We start from the raw sequence: 22,831 nt of genomic DNA, 5'->3' as shown, positions 1-22,831 counted from the left end.
AGATGTGTATAAGAGACAGGGTCCTCCACGCCGCCCAGGCCATGGACATGAGGGGGGCCTCTTACGGCGAGGGTACCTCCCGGGCCCTGAGGGCCCTAAGGGAGGACGTGCCTTTCATGGAGGAGGACCGGGACCTGTCGGTGGACATGGCTAAGGCGCTAATGGCCGTAAGAACCCGCAAGATCCTCCACGCCGCCCGGGGCGGCTGCGCTTAAGGAGGTGGTCTTGGGGGAGTTAAGCGGATACCACCTCCGGCGATTCGGCTTTCATGTCAATGAAAGGGCGGCATCTGGCCGCGGTGTTTTCGAAGCCATGATGAAGGAGAGAAGGGAGGACGGGGTATGATATCCAAAGAGGGGATGAGCATAAGGGGAGCGGTGTTCTATCCCATGGCGGCCATATTCCTTGGGGCCATAGCCCTTGGGGTTCTGGCGCCGGAGGCCTTTTACAAGGCGGAGTCCGCCATAGTGGAGTTCGCCTTCACCAAATTCGGGTGGTTGTTTCAGCTTTCCAGCGTCATGTTCCTGGCGATTTGCGCGTACCTTGGCATGTCCAGGTACGGGGACATAAGGTTCGGCGGAAAGGACGCCAAGCCCACGCTGACCGACTGGCAGTGGTTCTCCATATCCCTCTGCGGCGGCATCGCCACGGGTATACTCTTCTGGGGCATAGCGGAGCCCATAACCCACTTCATGAGCCCTCCGGACTTCCTCGGCCTCAAGGCCGGCACCGAGGGGGCCGCCATGTTCTCCATGACCACCACGTTCATCCACTGGACCTTCATCCCCTACGCCATGTACGCCATAGCGGGGCTGGGGATAGCCTACTGCGCCTACAACATGAAGCTTCCCTACGCGGTGAGCTCCACCCTGTACCCCATATTCGGCCGGAGGGCCACGGGGCTAGTCGGGGCGCTGGTGGACAACGTATGCCTTCTTGCCATAGCGGGAGGTGTGGCGGCGGTGCTCGGCGTGGGAGCCATGCAAGCGGGCAGCGGCCTTAACAGCCTCACCGGCATAAAAACCGGCAAGGCGGTCTGGGCGGCGGTGTTGGTGGTCACCGTGTCCATATACATCGTCTCCTCCTACTCGGGGATAATGAAGGGCATCCGGATACTGTCGGACTACAACGCCAAGATATTCCTCTTCATGATGCTCTTCTTCTTCGCCGTGGGTCCCACCAGCTTCATCCTGAACCTGGGGGTGCAGGGTTTCGGGCACTTTGTGAACAACTTCTTCGAGCGGACCCTTTACCTTTCCCCCATAGATGGGAGCCCCTGGCCCCGGTGGTGGCCGGTGTACTACTGGGCCATATGGCTGGCTTACGCCCCCTTGATCGGCATGTTCCTGGCCAGGCTCTCCTACGGCAGGACCATACGGCAGTTCCTGCTGTTCAACCTGGTGCTTCCGTCGGTGTTCGGACTTGTGTGGTTCTCCATCTTCGGGGGCAGCGCCATATACTCCCAGATCCACGGGGGCAGGATATGGGAGTCCATCAGGAGCTCCGGCCTTGAGGTGTCGGTGTTCGCCTTCCTTAAGAACGCGCCGTTGGGCACCGTATGGTCCTGGGTGTTCATAGGGGTGCTCATACTCTCCATCGTAACCCTGTGCGACTCCATGACCACCACGGTGGCCTCCCTCTCCATGACCGGCTCCCACCTGGAGGGCAAGGAACCGCCGGCGGGGATGAAGATATTCTGGGGGGTCGTCATGGCCTCCATGGCCATAATCAACCTCTTGAGCAGCTCCGGCAAGATATCGGGCATAGACGCCACCAAGCAGATCGCCACCGTGGCGGGTTTCCCCATCCTCTTCTTCATGTGCCTCATGGCCTTCGGCGCCCTAAGGGCCATAGTGAAGGGCATGGGGGAGGTGGAGGATGCCTGTGGTGAGCCCTGCGGCGAGGCGGCGGAGGATACCGTTTAAGGGCCGTCAGCCTTACGGGGGCTTATGGCGTTAAGATTTAAAAATTTAAAGAGAAGGCGGGGGGGTGGGCGTTCCCCTCCCGTCTTCTCATGTCCCCCATCGGGCTGTGCTCACGTAATCTTTGGCGGGTATTGGGCCTCGAACTCCAGGAGTATCTCCACAAGGGGCCCGTCAAGGAAGCCGATGGCGGAGTCCCGCAACGTCTTTGGTACGCCGTAGAAGGCCTCCGCCACGGAGCCCGCCACGGCGGCCAGGGTGTCGGTGTCGCCCCCCAGGGATATGGCGTTCCGCACCGCGTCCTCGAAGCCATGGGACTCAAGGAAGGCCTTAAGCGCCTGGGGGACCGTGTCATCGCAGGAGGAGCTGAAGGAGTAGGAGTCCCTTATCTGGTCCAGTGTGAAGTCCATGGGGTAGTAGTCCTTTACGTGCCACAGGAGGTCTTCCATGGACGCCCCTTGGCGGGCCAGGAAGACCGTGGACGCCACCGCCTCCGCGGCCTTAAGGGCCTGTGGGTGGTTGTGGGTGACCCTTGTGGCCTCGAAGGCCAGGGTTTTCGCCTCCTCCAGGCTTTTGGCGGCGAGGCCGCAGGGGCTTACCCGCATGGCGGCGCCGTTGCCGGAGCTTCCGTAAGGGGCGGGGTCGGGGGAATTAAGCCAGCGGGCGAACATGGAGCCGTAACCTCGGTTGGGGTAGAGGCGGCCCAGGTGCCGCATGCATTTTACGGTGTTATCCGCCACGAGGGAGTGGTTTCCGGCGCTTAGGAGGATGGCCTTTGCCACGGCCATGGTCATGACGGTGTCGTCGGTGAAGCGGCACCGGGGGTCGAAGAGGGCGAAGTCCTTGCCCTTGTGTGGCGTTCGTTCGAAGCGGGAACCGGCTATGTCTCCTATGACTGCTCCGAGCAAGGGATGCACCTCCAGGATTTAGGATCCTCCCCGGCAGGGGTTTGGCCATATTGGCCATAGGAGAGGATACCCCTGAGGGGGCGGCAGTTTCAATGGGTTTTCATCCACTCATCCACGCCCGCGCGCGGCAGGCGACTGCGCATGTCCCAAAGCCTCTGATATCAAGGCTTCGCAAAACCCGTCCCGCGAACCCGCACAAGGCAGACCCTAAAACCCACAAAGAACCATTACACCTGAAAACCAAACCCGCAAAGCCAACGCTTCATACAACGCGCGAAACTTCCCGCGTTCTACCCCACGCTCCATGTCCGCGCAATTAATAGCTAAACCACAAAGCCACCCGCCTAATCGAAACCATCCCAGGCCACAGCCCCTTCTTAAAAGCCCCCTACCATAAAGGGGCTGCGAACAGGCCCTCTGGATCGAGTCCGCCAACCGCATTAATAAAAATAAACTCTCTCCCTTTACTCCCCGTACTCCTCCCCGGAGAGCTCCAGGTCATCCCCGGAGGGGAGGGCCTCCACACCCTTAAGGCGCCTCTCTATGGTCCTGGTCTTTCCGGTCACCTTCTCAAGGTGGTTCCCCGCCTCCTGTATCTTCGCCCGGGCCTTGTCAAGCAGAGCCCCGAACTTGCCAAACTCGGTCTTAACCTGCCCAAGAAGGTTCCACACCTCCGACGAACGCTGCTGCACCGCCAAGGTCCTGAAGCCCATCTGAAGGCTGTTCAACAAAGCCCCCAGCACCGTGGGACCCACCGGCACCACCCGATGCTGGGACATGAGCCGGTCCAGCAAGCCGTCCGCCCTTAAGGCCTCGGCGTAAAGCCCCTCCACCGGCAGGTACATGATGGCAAAATCGGTGGTGAGGGGAGGACACACGTACCTCTCCCTTATCTTCTTGGCCTCCTCCTCAAACCGCTTCACAAGGGCCTTGCGGCTCTCCTCCGCCCTATCCCGGTCCCCCGCCTCTAAGGCGCTCTCAAGGCGCTGGTAGTCCTCCTGCGGGAACTTGGCGTCTATGGGAAGCCACACCGCCTCACCGTCGCCGGGAAGCTTCACCGCAAACTCCACCCGGCTGTTTAGCCCATGGCCTAAGGCCACGTTCCTTCCGTACTGCTCCGGGGTGAGCACCTGCTCCAAAAGGTTCCCCAGCTGCACCTCGCCCCAGGTGCCCCGGACCTTCACGTTGGACAGCACCCGCTTGAGGTCCCCCACGTCCCCCGCCAGGTTCCTCATCTCCCCAAGCCCCTGGTGGACCTTCTCAAGCCGCTCGGACACGCTGCTGAAGGCCTCCCCAAGACGCCTCTCCAGGGCGGAGTGCAGCTTCTCCTCCACCACCTCCCGCATCCTGTCCAGCTTCTCCTCGTTGCTGCGCCTTATGCTCTCAACCCCGCTGGTCATGGAGAGCCTAACCTCCTCAAGGGACCTCCGGACCGTGTCGTTTATGCCCAAAAGCCTCGAGTTCACCGAATCGGACAGCTCCCCTATGCGGCTAGAAAAAGCCCCCATCCCGTCGCTCAAGGACCTCAAGACCGCCTCGTTGCCGCCGGAAAGCTTGGCGCTCACCGCCTCGGACAGCTCGTTGAGCCGCCTTGAGAAATCGCCCATACCATCGTTGAGGGTCTTGAGCACCGACTGGCTCCCGGCGGACAGGCTGGAGTTAACCCCCTGGGACAGCTCCTCAAGCCTCTTGAAGACCTGGGCCATCTGGACCGAATTGGCCTCCGCCATCCGGGCAAGGCCGTCGCTTAAAACCTCCAGCTGCCGCCGACCCGAGGACTCCACCGCATCCCGCAGCTCCACCCGCTGCTCCGACTGCCCCCTGGACAGCTCCTCCCGAAGGGCCCGGAGCTCCTGCCTCATGAGATCCCCCTCGCGCCTTAAGGCCTCGTCGAGGCGACCCAGCTGCCGCTCAAGCTCCTGGACGCTTAAAACACCGCTCATCACCGAAAGGACCCTCAACAGAAGCCCCAGGGCCGCCACCACGCCCACCAAAACCAACGGCAACAGAAAACCGTCCAACTCCGAATACCCCCTCAATTTAAGAAAAATTTTGCATCCCATGGGCCTTTAACTGATATGATATTCCAAAGCTCACAGGGGACTCAAGCTTCATATGATCAGAAAGCGAAAAAAGGGGGGTCTTCCATGCACAACCTTTACTCCATGTTCAGAAAGCAGGTGCAGGCGGCGGAACCGTACCTTGGGGCCAACTCGGAGCTCTTGCCGCTGTTCCTGGAGCCCCGGGAGGTGACTGAGTACACCCTGCCCCTTAGGATGTCCGACGGGTCGGTGGTGCCCATAAAGGCCTGGCGCAGCCGGCACAACAACGCCCTGGGCCCCTACAAGGGAGGGGTCCGGTTCTACCGGGAGGCCTCCCGGGAGGAGATAATGGCCCTCTCGGGGTGGATGACCGTCAAGTGCTCCGCCGCGGGACTGCCCTTCGGGGGCTCCAAGGGGGGCGTCAAGATCGACCCCCATCAGCTGGACCAGGAGGAGCTGGAGCGGCTGGCAAGGCTCTACGCCGCCGCCACCGCCAAGGACAGCGGCGAGGAGGTTGAGATACCCGCGCCGGACGTGAACACCAACCCCCAGATAATGGCCTGGTTCCTGGACACCTACGAGAAGCTCAAGGGGATCAACTCCCCGGCATCCTTCACCGGGAAGCCCCTGGAGGTGGGGGGATCCAGGGGGCGTGGAGAGGCGGGGGCCATGGGAGGGGCCTTCGTCCTGGAGGAGTTCCTCAAGGGAAACCGCATGGACCCCCAGGGGCTGAAGGTGGCCATCCAGGGCTACGGGAGCCTTGGCATAACAGCCCACAAGGCCCTTAGCGCCATGGGGCTCAAGGTGGTGGCCATATCGGACAGCCACGGGGGGGTCTACCGGGAGGCGGGGCTGGACCCGGAGGACCTCACGGCCCACAAGATGATGACCGGGGTCCTCAAGGACTACAAGGACGCGGACAACATAGCGGGGGACGAGATCTTCGGGGTGGACTGCCACATCCTGGTCCCCGCGGCGCTGGAGTGCGCCGTAACCGCCCACAACGCCGGCTCCATCAAGGCCAAGGTGGTGTTGGAGCTGGCCAACGCCCCCACCACCCCGGAGGCGGACCAGATTCTGCAGGCCAATGGGACCGTGGTCATCCCGGACGTGCTGGCCAACTCCGGCGGCGTCACCGTGAGCTACTTCGAGTGGGTCCAGTGCCGCTCAGGAGAGGTATGGCGGCAGCAGAAGGTGGTCCGAAAGCTCAAGGAGAAGCTGAAGGAGGCCATGGGGGAGACCATGGCCCTGTCCGAGAACTACAAGATACCCCTTAGGACCGCCGCCTTCATACGCGGGGTGGGACGGGTGCTAAGGGCCATGAAGCTGAAGGGCATATGGCCGTAAGGGAAGGGGCTACATGCGCCGGAGGTTCCTTGTAACCGCCCTTGGGGCGCTGCTGGCGCTGCTTTTGCTCCTCATCCTGCTGAACCTACGCTCCAGCAGGATGGCCCTTTGGTGGCTCGCCAACAGATGGTCCCACGGGGGGCTTCTGGAGGAACTGCTGGGGCTAGGACAGGACGCCGCCAAACAGCTGATCGAGGCCGTGATGAGCCCCGTCATGGTGGCCGCCTACGGAACCTTTGTGGGCATCGTCATACTGTTGGAGAACCGAAACCCCGACAGGACCGTGGCGTGGCTCATGGCCCTGGCCTTCGTGCCCCTTTTGGGGCTTGCGCTTTACTTCCTGCTGGGACCCCGTTTCGCCTCCGCCAGGACATTAAGGCGGCGGCACCACAAACTGTCCCGAAGACGGGTTAGATGCCCAAGGCCCCTCATGCCCGCCGATCAAAGGGGCCTTGGCAGCGCCCTGGACGGGACCTCCAGGCTGCTTTTCCTGGCGGGGGACTCGGCGCCGCTAACGTATGAGGACCTGCTGGTAACGTCGGACTCCGCCTCCGCCTTCGGGGCGCTCTTCTCCGCCATAGAGGGGGCCCGGGAGTTCGTGCACTGCGAGTTCTTCTCCATAGCGGACGACGCCACGGGGCACGCCTTCGGCGAGCTCCTCAAGGCCAAGGCCCGGCAGGGGGTTAAGGTGCGGCTCATCTACGACGGGGTGGGCAGCTGGGGGCTGAGACACCATTTCGTGGAGGACCTTCGAAGTGCGGGGGTCCAGGCGGTTCCGTTCCTCCCCATATCCTTCCCCATGTTCCGCCGGGAGTTCAACTACAGGAACCACCGGAAGATCGCGGTCATGGACGGACGGGTGGGGTTCATCGGGGGTTTCAACATAGGGGACAAGTACATGGGGCTTTCAAAGCGCCTGAGCCCCTGGCGGGACACCATGGCCCGGTTCACCGGCGACGCCACCAAGGGTCTTGACAACCTGTTCCGCCGGGACTGGCTCTTCGCCGCCTCGGAGGAGCTCCCCCTCCACCACCTTAAGCCGCGCCTTACGCCGCCCTTCGTGCAGCTGGCCTCCGGCGGCCCCGACTCGCCCCACGAGGACCTGATGAAGCACGCTTACCTTTCGGTGATAAACAGCTCCCGGGAGCGGCTGTGGCTCACCACCCCCTACCTGGTGCCGGGGCCGGAGATCCTTTGGGCCATCACCAACGCCTCCCTCAGGGGCGTGGACGTTCGAGTGGTGATGCCCTCCAGGCCGGACCACCTAAGCGTCTTCTGGGCCTCCCGCTACCACATAAGGGAGCTGCTGGAGGCGGGGGTGCGGGTGTTCCTGTACCAAAGGGGGTTCATCCACGCCAAGACCCTAATCGCGGACCGAAGCGCCGCGTCGGTGGGCACCGTCAACATGGACGTTCGAAGCTTGGAGATAAACTACGAGGCCCAGGCCTTCGTGTTCGACCAAAGGGCGGTGGAGCGGCTGGAAGCGGACTTCGTAAAGGACTTCGCGGACAGCCTGGAGGTAAACCGCCAGGACTGGGATGGGCGGCCCTTCGCCCACAGGCTGCTTGAGTCCTCATTCCGCCTCCTTTCCCCGGAGCTCTAGGCCGAAGACAAGGTCGAACACCGTCACCTCCGGTGGAGCCAATAGCCTCACCGGGGCCCCCCAGGTGCCGGTGCCGGGGCTCACGTACATGAGGCCCCCCTTGAAGCCGCCCTTGAGCCTCACAAGCCCAAGGGAGTGCCTGTAGGCGGACCTGGCCAGCAGCGAGAAGGGGAATATCTGGCCTCCGTGCACGTGTCCGCAGAGCATGAGGTGAAACTTGCCGGCGGAGGAGCGCCTAAGGGAGGGCCGGTGCTTCAGCCCAAGGACGAAGACCCCCTGTGGGCACTGCAGCTCCTCCCAGAAGCGGTCCTCCCGCTCCCGGTCCTCCCGCCTTAGCGAGACGCCGCAGGAATCATCTACACCGGCTATCAACAAGGGCCCAGCTGCAACCGCCTGATCCCTCAACACGTGGAACCCGCAAAGCCGGTGGAACTCCTCCGCCATTAAGTCCCCCGCGTAGTGCTCGTGGTTGCCCAGCACCGCAAAGGCCCCAAGGGGGGGAGCTATGGACCTCATCTGCTCCGCCACGTCCGAAAGCCCCTCCGCCGGGCCGTCCAACAGGTCCCCGGTGGACACCAAAAGGTCCGGCCGCAGGTCCTTTATGGCGGCCGCAAGGCGCCTCACGAAGGGCCGGTCGTTCACCATGCCAAGGTGCAAATCCGATATCTGCACCACCCGAAGGGAGAAGCCCCTTGGGATATGCGGGGAAGCTATGAGGAACCGGCGAACCCGAACCGACGAGGCCTCCTTAAGGCCTACGGCCACTGCCCCTATGGCCCCCAAAAGGGAGAGCCAAAGGTCCAACGGAGGCTTTAAAAAGCCAAAGGGCCAGGCATGGGGGATGCCCAACATCACCAGGGGAAGCCACAGGGCCCTTAGCAGAAGCGCCGCCCACACCAGCACCGCCCATAGGAAACACAGGGGCACCATGAGGTACGACCCCTCCTCCAGCAGCTTCATAAGCCCCGAAAGCCTCCGGGGGGCCTTTACGAGGTGCCCCATGAACGGGAAGGCCGCCAGGGGGACCAGCACCATGAGGGCCGTTACCGCCCCCTCAAAGGGGTAGACCCAGCTCCTGTAGGCCCACAGGGTAACCCCAAGCAGCAGGAAGGCCCCGAGGGCGGAGGCGGAGTGCCCCAGCCTGTCCCGGCGGAGGGGATCAATGGGCTTCATCTTCCCGCACCTTGAAAGCCCCTAAGGGGAGGAACCTGGCGCACAGGGCGGTCACCGCCACCGCCACCAGGACCCGGGAGAAGAGCAAGAGCCACCCGTTGGCCCCCACCGCCACGAAGACCAGCGTGTCCTCCACCACCGCGTGGCACCCCACCAGGAACAGCACCACCAGGAAACGGTCCTTAAGGGACAACCCCTCCTCCTCGGAGACCTGGATTATCACCCCAGCCCCGTAGGCGAGCCCGAAGGCCAAACCCACCATAAGGGGCAGAGATGCCCGTTTTGATATGCCAAGGGCCCTTGAGACCGGCGTGAAGATCCCAAGCATCCGCTCCATCAGCTTGTAGTCCCTGGCAAGCTGCATGAGGATCATGAGGGGCACCACGATCACCGCCAGGTTCTTAACGGACTTCAACGCCCCCAAGGCTATCTTCAAAAGCAGCTCCACGTTCAACCCCCCCAAGCGACGCCCATCACAACCCCCGCCGCCGACGCCATGGCCACCCTTATGGCCGCCATGAGCCAGAAGGAGAGCCCCAGCTTGCGGCACAAGGCCCCCTCCACGAAGAGGTTGTGAGAAAAGGACAGCATCAGGGCCAACGTGGTTATCTGATGCCCCGTAAGGGGCAACGCCTTCATGGCCCCGATGGCGGCGTACAGGTTCAACCCGTTGCCTATCACCAACACCATGGCAGCCTCCCCGGGAAGCCCGAAGAACCTCATGAGGGGCTCGCAGGCCCTGGCTATCCACCCAAGCACCGGCGTGGCCCCCAGCAGCGACACCGCCACGTACACCGGAACCGATATCTTGACCAGCGTCCACGTGGTCCTTACGCCAAGGCGGACCCCCCTTGCAAGGGAAACCTTAAAAAACTCCAAACCGTCGCTCAAACCCAACCCCCCCCGACAGGCAATAGATTAACACATTTTCCCATCCTCCCGGGGCCCCATCGAAGACCCCCTTTGACCTTTTGAACGGTTAGAATTATCCTGAAGCTTACCAAACATAGGAGGATGTCGAATAAAACATGACTCTGTTAGGGCTGTTCCTTGGATTAGTTACCGCTTGTCTTTGGGCCTTATCCCCCATACTCTTGAAGGTGGGCATGAGGGGCGTGAGGCGGGACGACATAAACCCCATGAGGTCCTTCGGGTTCTTCGGGGGAATGAGCATGATAGCCCTTATGTCGGGCTCCGGGTGCTTCGCGCCCTCAACCCTTTGGGCGGTGCCGTTGGTGCTGATAAACGTGTACCTTGGCAACGTGCTTGGGGACTACCTGTACTTCGGGGCCATAAAGGAGCTTGGCGTCAGCAGGGCGGTGGCGGTGGGCAGCTCCTATCCGTTGATGGTAACCCTGGTGTCCATGCTATGGCTTGGCGAGAGGCCCTCCTTGTGGCACCTGGGGGCCACGCTGGCCATAGTGGCGGGGCTGGCGCTGCTACGGATGGAGAGGTCCCAGGAAGAGGCGGAGGTCTACCCCCTCAAGGGGTATCTGAAGGCCCTATCGGCGGCCCTCTGCTGGGGGGTAAGCATACCCATCACCAAGTGGCTGGTGACCGCAGGCGGCTTCTCTCCGGTGGGGGCCAACTGGTGGAGGTCCCTGAGCCTTTTCGTCATCGCCTGGGCCATGTGGTTCATGGGCCCCGGCAAGCAGCGCGGCCGGAGGGCGGCGCTTTTGAAGATACCTTTGAAAACCTGGCTCATCCTCAACGCCTCCGGCGCGGTGGGGCTGGCGCTTGGGGGGTACACCTTCGCGGTGGCACTCAGGACCTCTCCGGCGTCGCTCATAACCCCCATAACCGCCTCAAGCCCCCTCATAACCGCCCTGGCGGCGGTGTGGTTCATGAAGGAGCGCCTGGCAAGGCACCAGTGGATAGGCGTGGGGATGGTGGTCTTGGGTTCGGGGGTTATAGGGGTGCTGTGAGCTAGCCCTTCACGTCCAGGCGTCCCTTGGGCAGCGAAGGCTTCCTCGGGGGCTCCAGGGAGTCCTCGGGGGCTGGCTTTTGGGGAAGCAGGTCTATCATGGCCTTCACGGAGGCGTATATCTCCTCCAGCTCCGAGGGCTCAAGGGGTTCGTTGGCTATGCGGGAGCGTCGCTTGCCCTTGATGAGGTAGTAGTCGTCCAGCAGGGCCTCCACGTTGCCCATGAACTTCAAAGAGGCCTTCTGGAACTCCCGGCTGTAATGATCCACCAGCTCCTGGTTGCCGTTGGCCTTGGCCTGGTCGATCCTGTCCGCCAGGGTGGACAGCACCGCCACCAGGCGCTCGGCGTTAAAGGCGCAACGTTTAATCCGCTCCGATGGGGAGCCATGGGCTGTATCGGCGGCAAAGCTCAAGACAACACCTCCGAAGGGCGTTTGGGATCTTCGGTTTATTATACTTCGGAAGGAGGGTTAAATTCCATGGCGGCACTTGTAAGGTCGCTGCGGCACAGGAACTTCAGGCTCTTCTTCACCGGCCAGGCCATATCCCTCACCGGGTTCTGGATGCAGCGGGTGGCCACCGGATGGCTGGTCTACCGGCTCACCAGCTCTCCCATGGCGTTGGGGACCGTGGACTTCGCCGCGTCGATCCCCATGCTGTTCCTCACCCCCTTCACCGGGGCCCTGCTGGACCGCTGGGACCTCAAGTCCGCCCTGTTCGCCTGCCAGGCCCTCTGCGCCCTACAGGCCCTGGCGTTGGGGGCGCTGACCCTCACGGGCCTCATCTCCTACTGGCACGTCATAGTATTGAGCCTAGCCATGGGGCTCATAAACTCCTTCGAGATGCCCACCCGGCACTCGTTGGTGCCGCACCTCTTGGACGACCGCTCGGACCTTGGGAACGCCCTGGCCCTCAACTCATCGCTCTTCAACCTGGCCCGCCTCATAGGGCCCGCGGTGGCGGGCTTCGCCATAGCAAAGCTAGGCGAGGGGGTCTGCTTCATGGCCAACGCCGCCTCGTACCTGGCCACCCTCAAGGCCATAACCATGATGAGGCTTACCCATGCAAGGGCGAAGAACGAAGGCTCCTCTCCCTTAAGGGACATGGTGGAGGGCTGGCGCTACGGGGCGTCGAACCGGGTCATAAGGGCGGTGCTTCTTACCATGACGGTCCTGTCGTTCTTCGCCTTCCCATACCTCGTCATGCTCCCGGCGGTGGCGAAGGACGTGCTACATGGGGACAGCAGAACCCTTGGGTTCCTCACCTCCGCCACCGGCGTGGGCGGCATAACGGGGTCCTTGTTCATGGCCTCCGGCGCCATGGGGATGAGCTTGACAAGCCTGCTCCCAAGGGCCGCCCTGGCCTTCGGCGGATCCCTCATGGCCTTCGGGCTGTCCAGCTCCACCCTTCCGTCCATGCTCTCCGTGGGCGCCGCGGGGTTCACCATGGTGCTCTGCCTCATCGGGGCCAACACTCTGCTGCAGCTCACCGCCGAGGACTCCAAGAGGAGCCGGGTCATGGGGCTCTACATCCTCTCGGTTATGGGGATGGGGCCCTTCGGAAGCCTCATAATCGGAGGCCTTGCCAAGGCCCTGGGGGTGGGAAGCGCCCTATCCGCCGGGGGGGCCATGACGGCCCTCTGCGGCCTTGCGCTGCTTAGATCCTTTAGATCCCGCAGCTCCTAACCCCCCAGGCTGAACCCCATGCGGGAGGCCACTTGCCTTACGTGAAGCCTCATGAGCCGCTCCGCCTCGTCCGCGTTACCGGCGGACAGGGCGGCTATTATGGCCCGGTGGTCCATGGTGGAGGCCCTCCCCTCCCCCACCTCATCGGCGAAGAGGTCCCGGTGGAACACCGCAAAGGCGAAGGTCTTGGCCAGGGGCCGCTCCAGACACTCCCTCAAGGTCCTGCTGCCGGAGGACTCCGCCACCAGCCTGTGGAAGCTCCAGTTGGCGTCTATGTAACCCTCAAGGTCCAAAGCCCGCACCGCCGAGGCCTCCCGGTGGAGCTCCTCCTCAAGGCGCCTTATCACCGAGGGCTTGGCCAACAGGGCCCCCTTACGGGCCGCCATGCCCTCCAGCACCTCCCTTATCTCGAAGGCGTCCCGGATCTCCTCCTCCGAGGGGTCCGCCACCCAGGCGCCGCCGTTCCTCACCACGTTGATAAGGCCGTCCGCGTCAAGCCGCCGGAAGGCCTCCCGGACGGGAGTCCTGCTTATGCCCAAAAGGTCCGCCAGGGCGTTCTCATAAAGCCTCTCCCCGGGCTTGAGCTCCCCCAACATTATCTTTCGCCGCACCGCCCTGTAGGCCTCGTCCGCGGCGGTTGAGCCGATCAACAATTCAGTTCCCCTCCTTCTCCATCCCCCATGTCTATGGCCTCGTTGGAGAGCCGGTCCGCCATCTTGTTCTCCTCCCTGGGTATCCACTTAAAGGAGACCTCCAGCCCATCGCAAAGCTCCCAAACCCTGGAGGCCAGCTCCCTGAGGTGGGGCATGTTTATCTTCCACTTCCGGGTCACCTGGCTTATCACCAGCTGGCTGTCCCCCATTACCAACACCGACCGGATCTCTCTGCGGCGCACCTCCTCCAGAAGGGCGATCAAAGCCTGGTACTCCGCCTCGTTGTTGGTCCTGCGCCCAAGAAACCCACGGTACTCCCAGATGACCCGCCCTTGGTCCTCCAGGAGCGCCCCGGCACCCGCCACCCCGGGGTTGCCCCGGGAGGCGCCGTCAAAGTATCCCTTCACCAAAACCATCTCCGCCTTTCCGCCAAACGGGACAACCGCTGTGGCATCATCTAAAATGTTATATAATCTTTGGGAAACAAGGCCCCTTGCAAGAAGGGAGGGTACGGGGTGATATTCGTCTTCAAAAGCCACAGGGACCTGATCTCCACCCGGGAGAGCATCCTGAGCGTCTTGCGGGAGCTCAACCCCTCCCGCGCCCTGCGCATATACGTGGCCCTCAACGAAGCCATCAACAACGCGTTCCTTCACGGCAAGGCCCCGGTTACCCTCAGGATAGAAAAGGATACCAAAGAATCGGGAAAAGGGGAACGGCTTGTCATGTCCGTTTCCTGCGGCGGCAGGGGTTTTATCCCAACCCTTGGGCTTCCGGAAGACCACATGCCCAACGGCAGGGGGCTTTACCTCATACGGGCCATGGCGGGCAGCGTTCGGTTCGAGGACCGAGGCCGGCGGGTGGTCCTGGAGTGTCCCATGGAACAGCCCCCGTGGGCAACTGCGACTAGCGGCGGGGCGAAAGGCTCCAAAAACCCAAGGCCCGGGCTTTCTGCAAGGAGGGAGCTTACATGAGCTACCAGATCTCTTTGGATGATCAGGCTGTCAAGATAACGGTTCAAGGACATCTGTACGTGGAGGACGCCGCGGAACTCAAAGGGCAGCTGTTCGAACAGATAGAAGCGGGGCATCACAACTTCGTCTTCGACTTCGCCAAGCTGGACTACATAGACAGCGCGGGGCTGGGGCTCCTCATAAGCATCCAGAAGCGGGTGGTCCCCCTGGGCGGAAGGGTGTTGGCGCTGGGGGCCCATGGGCTCGTGCGGGAGATCTTCGAGCTCACCAAGCTGGACAGGATATTCTTCCCAAGGTAAGGCAAGGGGCGGGAAGCCAAGACAGGTCCTTCCCGCCCCTTTGTGCCTTTCGCCAAGTTACACCCCCAGGGAGCCGAACAGCATCCCCGCGGCGGTTGAGAGCAGCACCACCAGGATCACGTAAGTTATGGTCTTCTTGGGCCCAAGTACGCTGTTTATGACCAGCATGCTGGGAAGCGAAAGGGCGGGGCCCGCCAGAAGAAGCGTCAGGGCGGGGCCGCTGCCCATTCCGGCCCCCATGAGGCCCTGCAGGATGGGCACCTCCGTCAGGGTGGCGAAGTACATGAAAGCCCCGGACACGGCGGCGAACAGGTTGGCCCACAGGGAGTTGCCCCCCACCAGCATGACCACGTAGCGGCTTGGGATCAGCGCCTCGTGGCCAGGACGCCCCAGAAGGAACCCCGCAACCAGAACGCCGCCGAAGAGAAGGGGCATCACCTGAAGGGCGTAGCCCCAGGTGGAGTTGAACCACTCCCTGCGCTCCTCGGCGTCGAACCACGTCATGGACGCAAAGGCGGTCATAGCAAAGCCCAGCCCCGCAAGGTACCACTTGACGGAGTATACGCTCCGCCACAGCTGGTTGTCCGTCTTGGGGGAGGCCCAGTTGGCGAACACCAGGAATATGACCATGCCAGCCATGTAGAACACGGTCTTCCATAGGGGCCTCTCCGCACCGTAGTCGGGCAGCTGGGCGAAACCCTCCTGCCGGGCGGCCTCCTCCTTCCGGAAGAGGAAGGCCATGATGAGGCCTATCACCACGCTGAACACTATGGCGCCAACCGCCCTGGCAAGGCCCATCTTAAAACCCAGCACCCGGGCGGTCATGGCTATGGCCAGCACGTTTATGGCTGGGCCGGAGTAGAGGAACGACGAGGCGGGGCCTAGGCCCGCGCCCCGCTTGTATATGCCGGCGAAAAGGGGCAGCACCGTACAGGAGCACACCGCCAGGATGGTGCCCGACACGGAGGCCACCGAGTAGGCCACCCACTTCTTGGCGGAGGCGCCAAGGTACTTCATCACCGACTGCTGGCTTACGAAAACCGATATGGCGCCGGCGATGAAGAAGGCGGGGACAAGGCACAAAAGCACGTGCTCCCTGGCGTAATCGCTCATCATGGCCACCGACTCGTAAAGCCCCGCCATTACCCTGGGATGCCCCTCCGGGAGGAAGTAGAAGGTGAGGAAGAACGCCAATATTCCAAGGAACTTGTTCCTGTCGCTCATGGGATCATCTCCATATTCTTAATTTGAAGCTTTGTGGCGTATATTTCACATATATTGTCCTCAAAAGGGCCCCGAAGGGCCCTTAAGCCTCCGCCTTCTAGAGCTTGGACAGGAGCTCCTTGACCCTTTCGTAGGTGGGCAGCTGTCCTGCTATGAGCACCTTGCGGTCCACCGCCAGGGCCGGGGTGGACATGACGCCGAAGTCCATTATCTCGTTTATGTCGCTCACCTTGCGGATCTCACAGTCAAGGCCTAGCTCCGCCGCGGCCTTCTCCGCCATCTCATGAAGCTTCTTGCACTTAGGGCACCCGGTTCCCAGTATCTGAATCTCCATACTTTAAAACCCTCCTATTCAATGATGATCTTCAAGCCTTGAACTTATTTTAATTTTTCAAGGGCCCCACGGGGCTTTTAAGGGGCCCCACGGGGCTTTCAAAGGCCCCACGGGCCCTGGCCGAAACAGGCCGTCCAAAAGGCCTAACCGCAGGAACAGCCGCGGCACCGGTCAACGGCCTCCCCCTCCGCCGTGGAAGACAGACGCCCCACACAGGCCAAAAGGGACAGGAGGCACGTCATCCTAAGGCCATAATAGACGTTGAGGCCCTCCTTCCGGCAGTACAGTATCCCCGCCTCCCTCATGAGGGACAGGTGCTTGCTTATGGTGGTCCTGTCGAAGGGGAAGAGGTCCGAGATCTTGCAGGCGCACATCTCCTTCTCCCCCAGGGCCTCGATTATCCTAAGCCGCACCGGATGGGCCATGGCCTTGAGCACCGCGACCCTCGGGTCATCCTCCGCGAACTCCTGGCACAAAGGCTAAAGCCCTCCCATCTTGCGGATCAGCTTGAGGAGCACGTCCCCCTTCACGCCGCCGAAGGCGCAGACCCGGCCGTTCAGCATCACCAGGGGGAGCAGCTCCGGGGAGGCCTCCGCCGCCTGCCGGGCCTTTAGGTCGCAATCCGGCTCTGATGGGTCCTCCACCCGCACCTCCGCGTGGGGGAAACCCTCGGAAGCTAGAAGCGCCCTTATCTCCTCCGCCGCATCCTCCAACGTCTTAGCCGGATCGCACGACTCACCCCCGCAACAGCAGCTGGGATTGGCCTTCGACCCCTTGGGGCCTATTATCTGAACCCTTACCTCCACAGCGCACACCTCCCACCCAGGCTGAAAGCCCGCTCAGCGGGCCACCTAAACACCCAACGAAAACCGCCTTCAAGGAAGACCCCGACGCCACCCTAAAACAACCGGCCCCCAAAAACCATAAGCACACCCCACCGCTTACCCTGGAGAACTTAAAACCCCAAGAGGGGCATTCATGGGGCTTCATCGAGCCTATGTGGCGATATTACCACATAAGGCCGGCAAATCAACCCCCTCCCGGGGGGGTAAAACCTAAAAGGCCAGGTACAGGAACCGAACCGCCAGCCCCAGCATGACAAGGCCCGCCGCGAAGCGGAAGGCCCTCTCCCCCTTTTCAAGCCAGCGGCTTTCCATGAGCCTCTTTATCAACGCCCCGGAGGCGCCGGCCAGGATGAAGGGGGCCGAATGGCCCGCCGAGTAAGCCAGCATCAAAAGGGCGCCCCCCTCGGGGCTGCCGGAGCTAACCGCCGCGCCCAACACGGCTATGAGGAACGGCGACGAACAGGGGGAGGACACCACCGCCAGGGCGGAACCGGTGAGCACCGCCCCCAAGGGCCCCGGGGAGAACACCGTGGACCCCATCTTGGGCATGGGCACTTCCACAAGGCCCAAAAGGGCAAGGCCCGAGAGCAGGCACAGGCCTCCCACAAGGCCGTAGAAGAGCCCACCGCCCTGACCCAACAGCCCTCCCAGTGCGGAAGCCCCAGCCCCCAGGGGCACGTAAACCAACCCCATGCCCAAGGTGAGGCATCCCCCAAGCAGAAGCCCCCGGCGGAAGGACACGTCCCTTCACACCGCCACCACCGCCACGGTGAGCGGAGCGGTCACAAGGAAGCAGGGGGAGAAGGCCCCCGCAAGGCCGAAGAGACCCGCGTACATAAGCCTTTGGGCAAGGCCGGACTGCAAGACAATCAGGGGGTCCAAGGTCAATCCACCGACACCCCCGCCTGCCGGAACAACCCCACTATCTCCTCCGCGCTCAAGGGCCCCTCGTGGAAGGTGAAAAGATGCCTCCCATCCTGGGACCTATGCTCCACAAGGCCCAAGGGGTTCCCCTTGGGCGCCCTCATGGGCACCCCCTTTGGGAGGAAGAAGAACTGGGTGGGGATCACCCGCAGGGGGAACCCCTCCGCCAGGGACTGATCCTCCCAGACGTCGGCGAAAATCACCCGAACCTTGCCCCTAAGGAGCCTCTCCGCCTTTATAAGCTCCGGCGCCATCTCCCGGCAGGGGCCGCAGTACTCGGAGCCGAAGTCTATCATCACCGGCATGGAGGACGACAGGGCCTTGGAGATCTCCCCTCTGTCCCTCACCTGAAAGGTGAAGCCCCCCACCTGGGCCTCCCGCCTCCTGTCCCACTCCCGCATGGCCCATGCGGCGCCGACGACCAACAGCGCCACCAGCAGGGCCCACAACCGTTTATCCCTCCAGTTCAATCCCATAACCTCCTAAAACCAGCTAGCCGAACCTCACTCCCTAAGCCTGAACCTAAGGCGTCCTACCCCCTCCACGAAGAACAGGTAGTCCCCCTCCGGCGAAGGGTTGCTTCGCTCCATCCACCGCAACACGTCCTCGTGCACCCAACAGGTCAGCTCCTCCCGGCCCTCAACCGGGAAGGGGCTGAAGCGCTCAAGGTCCTCCTCCGGAGGACCCCAAAGGCCCATGGGGCCCTTGTAGGCCATTCATCACCCGGCGATTATGGTGCTCATTATCATCCGGAAGTCCCTTCCGTGCCTTGATACCATCTCAAGCCAGTACTCCGAGGTGATCCGCGCCTTCATGCCCTCACCCCCCCTTCAAAGGCCGCCTTTGCCCTCTCCTATTTTTAGCGGAGCTTCCAGCCCCTCAAGCAGGCCCTCACCCGCAGCCGGAGGAATCAGAGCCCTCCTCGAAGCGGGACAGAATGTCCAGGATTTCCTTGGAACAGCACCGGCCCTCGGGGTGGAGCTCCTTGCACCGCATAACCGTACAGGCCCGGTCATGGCCTTCACGGCCTCCAAGGTCCTAGCCCCCTTAGCTACGGCCTCTAAGACGTCCTCTTCCGTCACCCTTGAACACCAGCATACCATCCTATCCTCCAAATGCCCCTACCTCCCGAAGCACAACATGGTCACGTCATCCCTGGTGGGGGAACCGTTCAGGAAGGCCTTGAACTCCTGGGCTATCCTGTCCAGGATCCCTTGGGGACCCAGGTGGGAGGCCCCTTCGAAGGCCTCCTTTACCCTGCGGGGGCCGAACCTCACCGCCCCCGCCTCCTGGTCTGCCATGCCGTCGGTGCACATGAGAAGCCTGGCCCCCCTGGGGAACGACACCCTTACGGACTGCAGCGTCTCCATGTCCCCCAGCCCCGCCACCGGGGTTCCCACCGCGTCCAGGAACTTAGCCCCCTTTCCGGGGACGAACAGCATGGGCCGCACGTGGTTGCCCGCGTTCACCACCTTGCAAAGGCCCGTATCGGGGTTGATCACCGCCGCCTGAATACATATGAAGTAGTCGTAAAGCATCTCCTCCTCCGCAAACCTCTGGGCCGCGGAACGCACCAGAAGCTCCGGCTCCAGGGAGCCCTTCAGCGAGCGCGCCCAGTCGGACACCCACTCCCTGACGAAAAGGGATATGAGGGCCCCGTCCAGGCCATGGCCGCTGACGTCCACCAGGTAGGCCAGCACCTGCCCGCCTACGGTCATCACCTCGTAAAAGTCGCCGCCTATCTTGGAGGCGGGCTCAAAGTAGGCGGCCCCTTCAATGCCATCCATGGGGGGGATCTTGGGCAGCAGCTTCCTGTGAATGTTGGCCGCCTTGGCGAACTCCTCCTCCAACGCCCGCTGGGCCTCCCGGAGCTTCACGGTCATTATCTCCAGCTCCTCCAGGTACACCTCCGCCTGGGCCTCGGACCTCAGACGCTCGGACAGGTCGATGGCGGTTACGAAAAGGGCGTCCCCGCCGTTCCAGCAGCCCCGGGCGAAGTGCAGCTCCATCTCAAGTGGCTTGCCGGAGGAGCCCAGAAGGGAGTAGCGGCCGATGCGAAGCATCCTCTCCCTTGATATGAAGGACCTGAAGGACTCCCGCTGGTCCTCAGGCAGGAAGTTGGCAAAGTCCGACCCCCGAAGGGCGTCCAGGGAAAGCCCCAAGAGGAACGCCGCGGGCAATCCCGCCTCCAGCACCCGGCCGGTCCGGTCCAAGACGAACAGAAGGTCCGGATGATAGTTGAACACGAAAGAGAGGTTTTCCCCTTCCAAAATCCCACCCCCAAAGGGTCTTCGAAGAGATTATAATCTTTTCCGCCAAGGGCGTCCTCAACGCCCATATGAGGAGGCGGAACCAATTGAAGCAAAAGGCAAAGACCAACGCGGTAAGGATACTGGAGTCATTGGAGATAGAGTTCAAGCTTGCGGAGTACCCGGTGGACCCTTCGGACCTGTCCGCCCAGGCGGTGGCTTCTAAAGTGGGGCTTCCGCTGGGCCAGGTCTTCAAGACGCTGGTGCTCAAGGGGGACAAGACCGGGTACCTGGTGGCGGTGGTGCCGGGGGACATGGAGCTGGACACCAAGGCCCTGGCGGCGGAGTCGGGGAACAAGAAGGTGGAGCTGGTCAACCTCAAGGACCTCCAGCCCCTCACGGGCTACGTAAGGGGAGGCTGTTCCCCGGTGGGCATGAAGAAGCAGTTTCCCACCTACGTGGACCAAAGGGCCAAGGAGTTCCCCTTCATATCCGTGAGCGCGGGCCTTCGGGGGCTTCAGGTCTTCATCGCCCCCGATGACCTCATAAGGGCCTGCTCGGGAAGGTGGGCTTCCATAGCCAGGTAACCCCCCAAGGTCCGTCGCTACTTCACAGTCGGCGGGGCCCCGCCGGGGCTTATGAGGCGCAAGACAAGCCCCGCGCCGGGCCCCTAAGCTCAGCCCACCAACCCCGCAAGGGCCCGGACCACCATGGGATCGTACCAGGTGCCCGCCTTGGAGGATATCTCCTCCAGGGCCGCATCCTCGGACAGCGGAGGCCTGTAGGGACGGCCTGAGGTTATGACCTCGTAGGAGTCCGCCACCCGGAATATCCTGCAAAGAAGGGGGATCCTATCCCCCGACAGACCATGGGGGTAGCCGGTGCCGTCGTAGTTCTCGTGGTGGTGCAATATGAGCCCCGCTATGCCCACCAGGTCCGCAGAGGAGGCGTTGGCTATGCGGTAGCCGGTCTCCGGGTGCTTGCGCACCAAGGACCACTCGTACTCGTCAAGGAAGCCAGGACGCGTCAGCATCTCCCGCTCCGCCTCCACCATGCCCACGTCGTGGTACTCCCCAAGGAGCATCAGCTTCTCCATCTCCTCGTCGTCCAGCCCCATGCACCGGCCTATGCCTATGCAGAGGTTCGCCACCCTCCGGCGGTGCTCCGGGCTCTCGCAGGACCGACTCCCAAGGTCCACCATGAGGGACTTCACTATGTTCTCCCTCACGAAGTCCCGCTCCTTGAGCTTAAGGGCGTACATGTCGTCCTCCGAGCGTTTCAGCACCAGCCCCATGTCCTCCCCGGCGGACCTCTTCACCCCCACCCCAAAGGTTATCTTGTAGGGCACCGGACGTCGGTTCATCTCCATCAACGAAAGCCGGCGGGCTATCTGGGCGGCGGTCTCCGGATCGGTCTTGGGCAGCAGCACCACGAACTCGTCGCCTCCCCAGCGGGCCAGCACGTCCTCCTTCCGGAGGCTGTTCTTCAGGCGTTCCGCCACGTCCACCAGCAGCCGGTCCCCCTCGTGGTGGCCGAAGACGTCGTTGGTGAGCTTAAGGCCGTCCACGTCCCCCATGAGGACGCATATGGGAAGCTGCCGCTCCGTGTCCAGGCGCCGCATCTCCTCCTCGAAGAAGCGGCGGTTGTAAAGCCCAGTAAGGGGGTCGTGATAGCTCATCTGCTTCATTACTTCCTCCGCCGCCCGCTTCTCGGTGACGTCCCTGCATATGACGCCAAGGGCCGCCACGAAGCCGTCCACCCCCCTCATGGGGTGCACCGAGGCGTCAAAGACGGACCTCCTGCCTTCAAGACGAACCTCCATGTCCCGCCTTTTGGCGGCCCCCTCCGCAAGGGCCGATGACAGGAAGTCCCGCCACGACCGGGCATACTCCCCTTCCCCCAGTATCTCCTCCGGCGTAAGGCCCTTCACATGCTCAAGGGTAAGACCCCTGCGGGACAAGAAGGCGGGGTTGGCGTAAAGACACCTCAAGTCCCGATCCACCACCACCACCAGCTCCTCCATGGAGTCAAAAAGCTCTATTATCCGCTCCTCCATGTTCTTGGCGTTCCGCCGGGCCTCCTCCGCCTCCCCTGCCAGGGCCTTTTGGGCAATCACGGCGTCCCTGCGGCTTGCCTCCAGGGAGAAACAGCGGCCCACCAGCTCGCCGTTCAGCTCCTTGAGGACCCTAAAAAGCTGCCGGTTCTGCAGGGACCCCGCCAGGGAGTTGAGGATCACCGACAGGAAGACCAGCTTCACGTCCGGCACGTCCTCATAGGGCATGATGCCCACGAACATTCCCATCACCCGGCTGCTGGTGGCGATGGGATGCAGCATCACCTGGAAGGACTCGTCCGACGAGGTTCTCACGGTGCGCCTGTTGACCTCCAAGGCCCAGGCGAAGGAACCGTCCTCGATGAGCACGTCCTTCTCCCGTTCCACCAGGGGAAGCTTTGAAGAGGGGTAGCAGCCCGCCAGGTTGAAGCTCGGAAAGTCGTGCCCCACGATGTAAAAGGCGAAGGCGATAAAGGGCAGCACCGATCGGATCTGGGAGGCGGCGTCCTCTACCACGTCCTCGTCGCAGGAGCCGTCCTGGGAGCGCATGTGGCGGTTGAACTCCATGGCCAGCTGCAAGGCCCTTACGGCCTCCATCTTCTCCTTCAAGGCCTCCTCAAGCTGGGCCTCCAGCTGGGTTATCCGGGCCTCAAGCTTATTCACCAACCCCAT

28 protein-coding genes are annotated in these 22,831 nt (G+C 62.6%); 9 read left to right on the top strand and 19 right to left on the bottom strand.

What is annotated here, in order from left to right:
- Together N2315_06195 and N2315_06190 are read left to right on the top strand one after the other, a co-directional pair.
- On the top strand, positions 1–215 hold a 215-nt coding region (locus N2315_06195; protein ID MCX7828784.1), incomplete at its 5' end, for a hypothetical protein.
- Positions 216–341: 126 nt separating this feature from the next.
- Complete coding sequence (locus N2315_06190; protein MCX7828783.1) at positions 342–1,925, top strand: BCCT family transporter; 1,584 nt, start codon at positions 342–344, stop codon at positions 1,923–1,925.
- A 110-nt stretch (positions 1,926–2,035) separates the two neighbouring features.
- Here N2315_06190 and N2315_06185 read toward each other — a convergent pair whose 3' ends face one another.
- Both N2315_06185 and rmuC read right to left on the bottom strand, forming a co-directional pair.
- Positions 2,036–2,830, bottom strand: a complete 795-nt coding sequence (locus N2315_06185) for an ADP-ribosylglycohydrolase family protein (GenBank protein MCX7828782.1) — start codon at positions 2,828–2,830, stop codon at positions 2,036–2,038.
- Between the two features lie 464 nt (positions 2,831–3,294).
- Positions 3,295–4,851 (bottom strand): DNA recombination protein RmuC, encoded by a 1,557-nt coding sequence (gene rmuC / locus N2315_06180; protein MCX7828781.1) that lies wholly within the window; start codon positions 4,849–4,851, stop codon positions 3,295–3,297.
- Positions 4,852–4,977: 126 nt separating this feature from the next.
- Here rmuC and N2315_06175 point away from each other — a divergent pair, with 126 nt between their 5' ends.
- Together N2315_06175 and cls are read left to right on the top strand one after the other, a co-directional pair.
- Positions 4,978–6,219: a Glu/Leu/Phe/Val dehydrogenase gene (locus N2315_06175; protein ID MCX7828780.1), complete on the top strand. Its 1,242-nt coding sequence runs from the start codon at positions 4,978–4,980 to the stop codon at positions 6,217–6,219.
- Between the two features lie 13 nt (positions 6,220–6,232).
- The gene (cls, locus tag N2315_06170; GenBank protein MCX7828779.1) at positions 6,233–7,822 is read left to right on the top strand and encodes a cardiolipin synthase; all 1,590 of its coding nucleotides are present in this window, start codon (positions 6,233–6,235) and stop codon (positions 7,820–7,822) included.
- Here the strand turns inward: cls and N2315_06165 are convergent.
- Genes N2315_06165 through N2315_06155 form a run of 3 tightly spaced genes read right to left on the bottom strand, consistent with a single transcriptional unit; the run spans position 7,793 to position 9,886 of the window.
- On the bottom strand, positions 7,793–8,995 hold the full coding sequence (locus N2315_06165; protein ID MCX7828778.1) for a metallophosphoesterase: 1,203 nt from the start codon (positions 8,993–8,995) through the stop codon (positions 7,793–7,795). The genes cls and N2315_06165 overlap by 30 nt on opposite strands.
- Positions 8,982–9,443, bottom strand: coding sequence for a hypothetical protein (locus N2315_06160; protein MCX7828777.1), 462 nt, complete (start codon positions 9,441–9,443; stop codon positions 8,982–8,984). The genes N2315_06165 and N2315_06160 overlap by 14 nt, the downstream gene beginning before the upstream one ends.
- A gap of 2 nt (positions 9,444–9,445) precedes the next feature.
- The gene (locus N2315_06155) at positions 9,446–9,886 is read right to left on the bottom strand and encodes a hypothetical protein (protein ID MCX7828776.1); all 441 of its coding nucleotides are present in this window, start codon (positions 9,884–9,886) and stop codon (positions 9,446–9,448) included.
- A 137-nt stretch (positions 9,887–10,023) separates the two neighbouring features.
- Between N2315_06155 and N2315_06150 the strand changes: the two genes are divergently transcribed.
- Positions 10,024–10,920, top strand: coding sequence for a DMT family transporter (locus N2315_06150; protein MCX7828775.1), 897 nt, complete (start codon positions 10,024–10,026; stop codon positions 10,918–10,920).
- A gap of 1 nt (position 10,921) precedes the next feature.
- Here the strand turns inward: N2315_06150 and N2315_06145 are convergent, their stop codons facing one another.
- A complete protein-coding gene (locus tag N2315_06145) occupies positions 10,922–11,332 on the bottom strand; it encodes a hypothetical protein (protein ID MCX7828774.1) in 411 nt (136 codons plus the stop codon).
- Positions 11,333–11,398: 66 nt separating this feature from the next.
- On the opposite strand from N2315_06145, the gene N2315_06140 reads away from it, so the two are divergent.
- Positions 11,399–12,604 (top strand): MFS transporter, encoded by a 1,206-nt coding sequence (locus tag N2315_06140; protein ID MCX7828773.1) that lies wholly within the window; start codon positions 11,399–11,401, stop codon positions 12,602–12,604.
- Here the strand turns inward: N2315_06140 and N2315_06135 are convergent.
- The gene (locus N2315_06135; GenBank protein MCX7828772.1) at positions 12,601–13,257 is read right to left on the bottom strand and encodes a GntR family transcriptional regulator; all 657 of its coding nucleotides are present in this window, start codon (positions 13,255–13,257) and stop codon (positions 12,601–12,603) included. The two genes, N2315_06140 and N2315_06135, sit on opposite strands and share 4 nt — an antisense overlap.
- Positions 13,251–13,664: a ribonuclease HI family protein gene (locus N2315_06130; GenBank protein MCX7828771.1), complete on the bottom strand. Its 414-nt coding sequence runs from the start codon at positions 13,662–13,664 to the stop codon at positions 13,251–13,253. Before N2315_06130 ends, N2315_06135 begins: the two co-directional genes overlap by 7 nt.
- Before the next feature lie 69 nt (positions 13,665–13,733).
- On the opposite strand from N2315_06130, the gene N2315_06125 reads away from it, so the two are divergent.
- Together N2315_06125 and N2315_06120 are read left to right on the top strand one after the other, a co-directional pair.
- Positions 13,734–14,231 (top strand): ATP-binding protein, encoded by a 498-nt coding sequence (locus N2315_06125; protein ID MCX7828770.1) that lies wholly within the window; start codon positions 13,734–13,736, stop codon positions 14,229–14,231.
- Entirely contained in the window at positions 14,228–14,530 is a 303-nt protein-coding gene (locus N2315_06120; GenBank protein MCX7828769.1) for an STAS domain-containing protein, read from the top strand. Before N2315_06125 ends, N2315_06120 begins: the two co-directional genes overlap by 4 nt.
- Positions 14,531–14,587: 57 nt before the next feature.
- Here N2315_06120 and N2315_06115 read toward each other — a convergent pair whose 3' ends face one another.
- The 10 genes from N2315_06115 to N2315_06070 all read right to left on the bottom strand — a co-directional run bounded on the left by N2315_06115 (position 14,588) and on the right by N2315_06070 (position 20,127).
- Positions 14,588–15,754, bottom strand: a complete 1,167-nt coding sequence (locus tag N2315_06115) for a permease (protein MCX7828768.1) — start codon at positions 15,752–15,754, stop codon at positions 14,588–14,590.
- Between the two features lie 97 nt (positions 15,755–15,851).
- Entirely contained in the window at positions 15,852–16,088 is a 237-nt protein-coding gene (locus N2315_06110) for a thioredoxin family protein (GenBank protein MCX7828767.1), read from the bottom strand.
- A gap of 143 nt (positions 16,089–16,231) precedes the next feature.
- The gene (locus tag N2315_06105; protein MCX7828766.1) at positions 16,232–16,564 is read right to left on the bottom strand and encodes a metalloregulator ArsR/SmtB family transcription factor; all 333 of its coding nucleotides are present in this window, start codon (positions 16,562–16,564) and stop codon (positions 16,232–16,234) included.
- Positions 16,565–16,567: 3 nt separating this feature from the next.
- The gene (locus tag N2315_06100; protein MCX7828765.1) at positions 16,568–16,894 is read right to left on the bottom strand and encodes a hypothetical protein; all 327 of its coding nucleotides are present in this window, start codon (positions 16,892–16,894) and stop codon (positions 16,568–16,570) included.
- A gap of 249 nt (positions 16,895–17,143) precedes the next feature.
- Positions 17,144–17,674: a hypothetical protein gene (locus N2315_06095; GenBank protein MCX7828764.1), complete on the bottom strand. Its 531-nt coding sequence runs from the start codon at positions 17,672–17,674 to the stop codon at positions 17,144–17,146.
- A 6-nt stretch (positions 17,675–17,680) separates the two neighbouring features.
- Positions 17,681–17,821 (bottom strand): hypothetical protein, encoded by a 141-nt coding sequence (locus tag N2315_06090; GenBank protein MCX7828763.1) that lies wholly within the window; start codon positions 17,819–17,821, stop codon positions 17,681–17,683.
- Positions 17,818–18,327, bottom strand: a complete 510-nt coding sequence (locus N2315_06085) for a thioredoxin family protein (GenBank protein ID MCX7828762.1) — start codon at positions 18,325–18,327, stop codon at positions 17,818–17,820. The genes N2315_06090 and N2315_06085 overlap by 4 nt, the downstream gene beginning before the upstream one ends.
- 33 nt (positions 18,328–18,360) lie before the next feature.
- Positions 18,361–18,573, bottom strand: coding sequence for a hypothetical protein (locus N2315_06080; GenBank protein ID MCX7828761.1), 213 nt, complete (start codon positions 18,571–18,573; stop codon positions 18,361–18,363).
- A gap of 114 nt (positions 18,574–18,687) precedes the next feature.
- The gene (locus N2315_06075) at positions 18,688–18,972 is read right to left on the bottom strand and encodes a (2Fe-2S)-binding protein (protein MCX7828760.1); all 285 of its coding nucleotides are present in this window, start codon (positions 18,970–18,972) and stop codon (positions 18,688–18,690) included.
- 6 nt (positions 18,973–18,978) lie between these two features.
- Positions 18,979–20,127 (bottom strand): SpoIIE family protein phosphatase, encoded by a 1,149-nt coding sequence (locus N2315_06070; GenBank protein MCX7828759.1) that lies wholly within the window; start codon positions 20,125–20,127, stop codon positions 18,979–18,981.
- Between the two features lie 86 nt (positions 20,128–20,213).
- Here N2315_06070 and ybaK point away from each other — a divergent pair, with 86 nt between their 5' ends.
- A complete protein-coding gene (ybaK, locus tag N2315_06065; protein MCX7828758.1) occupies positions 20,214–20,693 on the top strand; it encodes a Cys-tRNA(Pro) deacylase in 480 nt (159 codons plus the stop codon).
- 89 nt (positions 20,694–20,782) lie between these two features.
- Here the strand turns inward: ybaK and N2315_06060 are convergent, their stop codons facing one another.
- Positions 20,783–22,831 carry a diguanylate cyclase gene (locus N2315_06060; protein ID MCX7828757.1) on the bottom strand — a complete coding sequence of 683 codons (2,049 nt, stop codon included), beginning with the start codon at positions 22,829–22,831 and terminating at the stop codon, positions 20,783–20,785.

It is taken from the genome of Thermanaerothrix sp. (genome assembly GCA_026417795.1).
Classification (GTDB): Bacteria; Synergistota; Synergistia; order Synergistales; family Synergistaceae; genus Thermanaerovibrio.
This window is presented reverse-complemented; position numbering and strand designations above follow the sequence as displayed.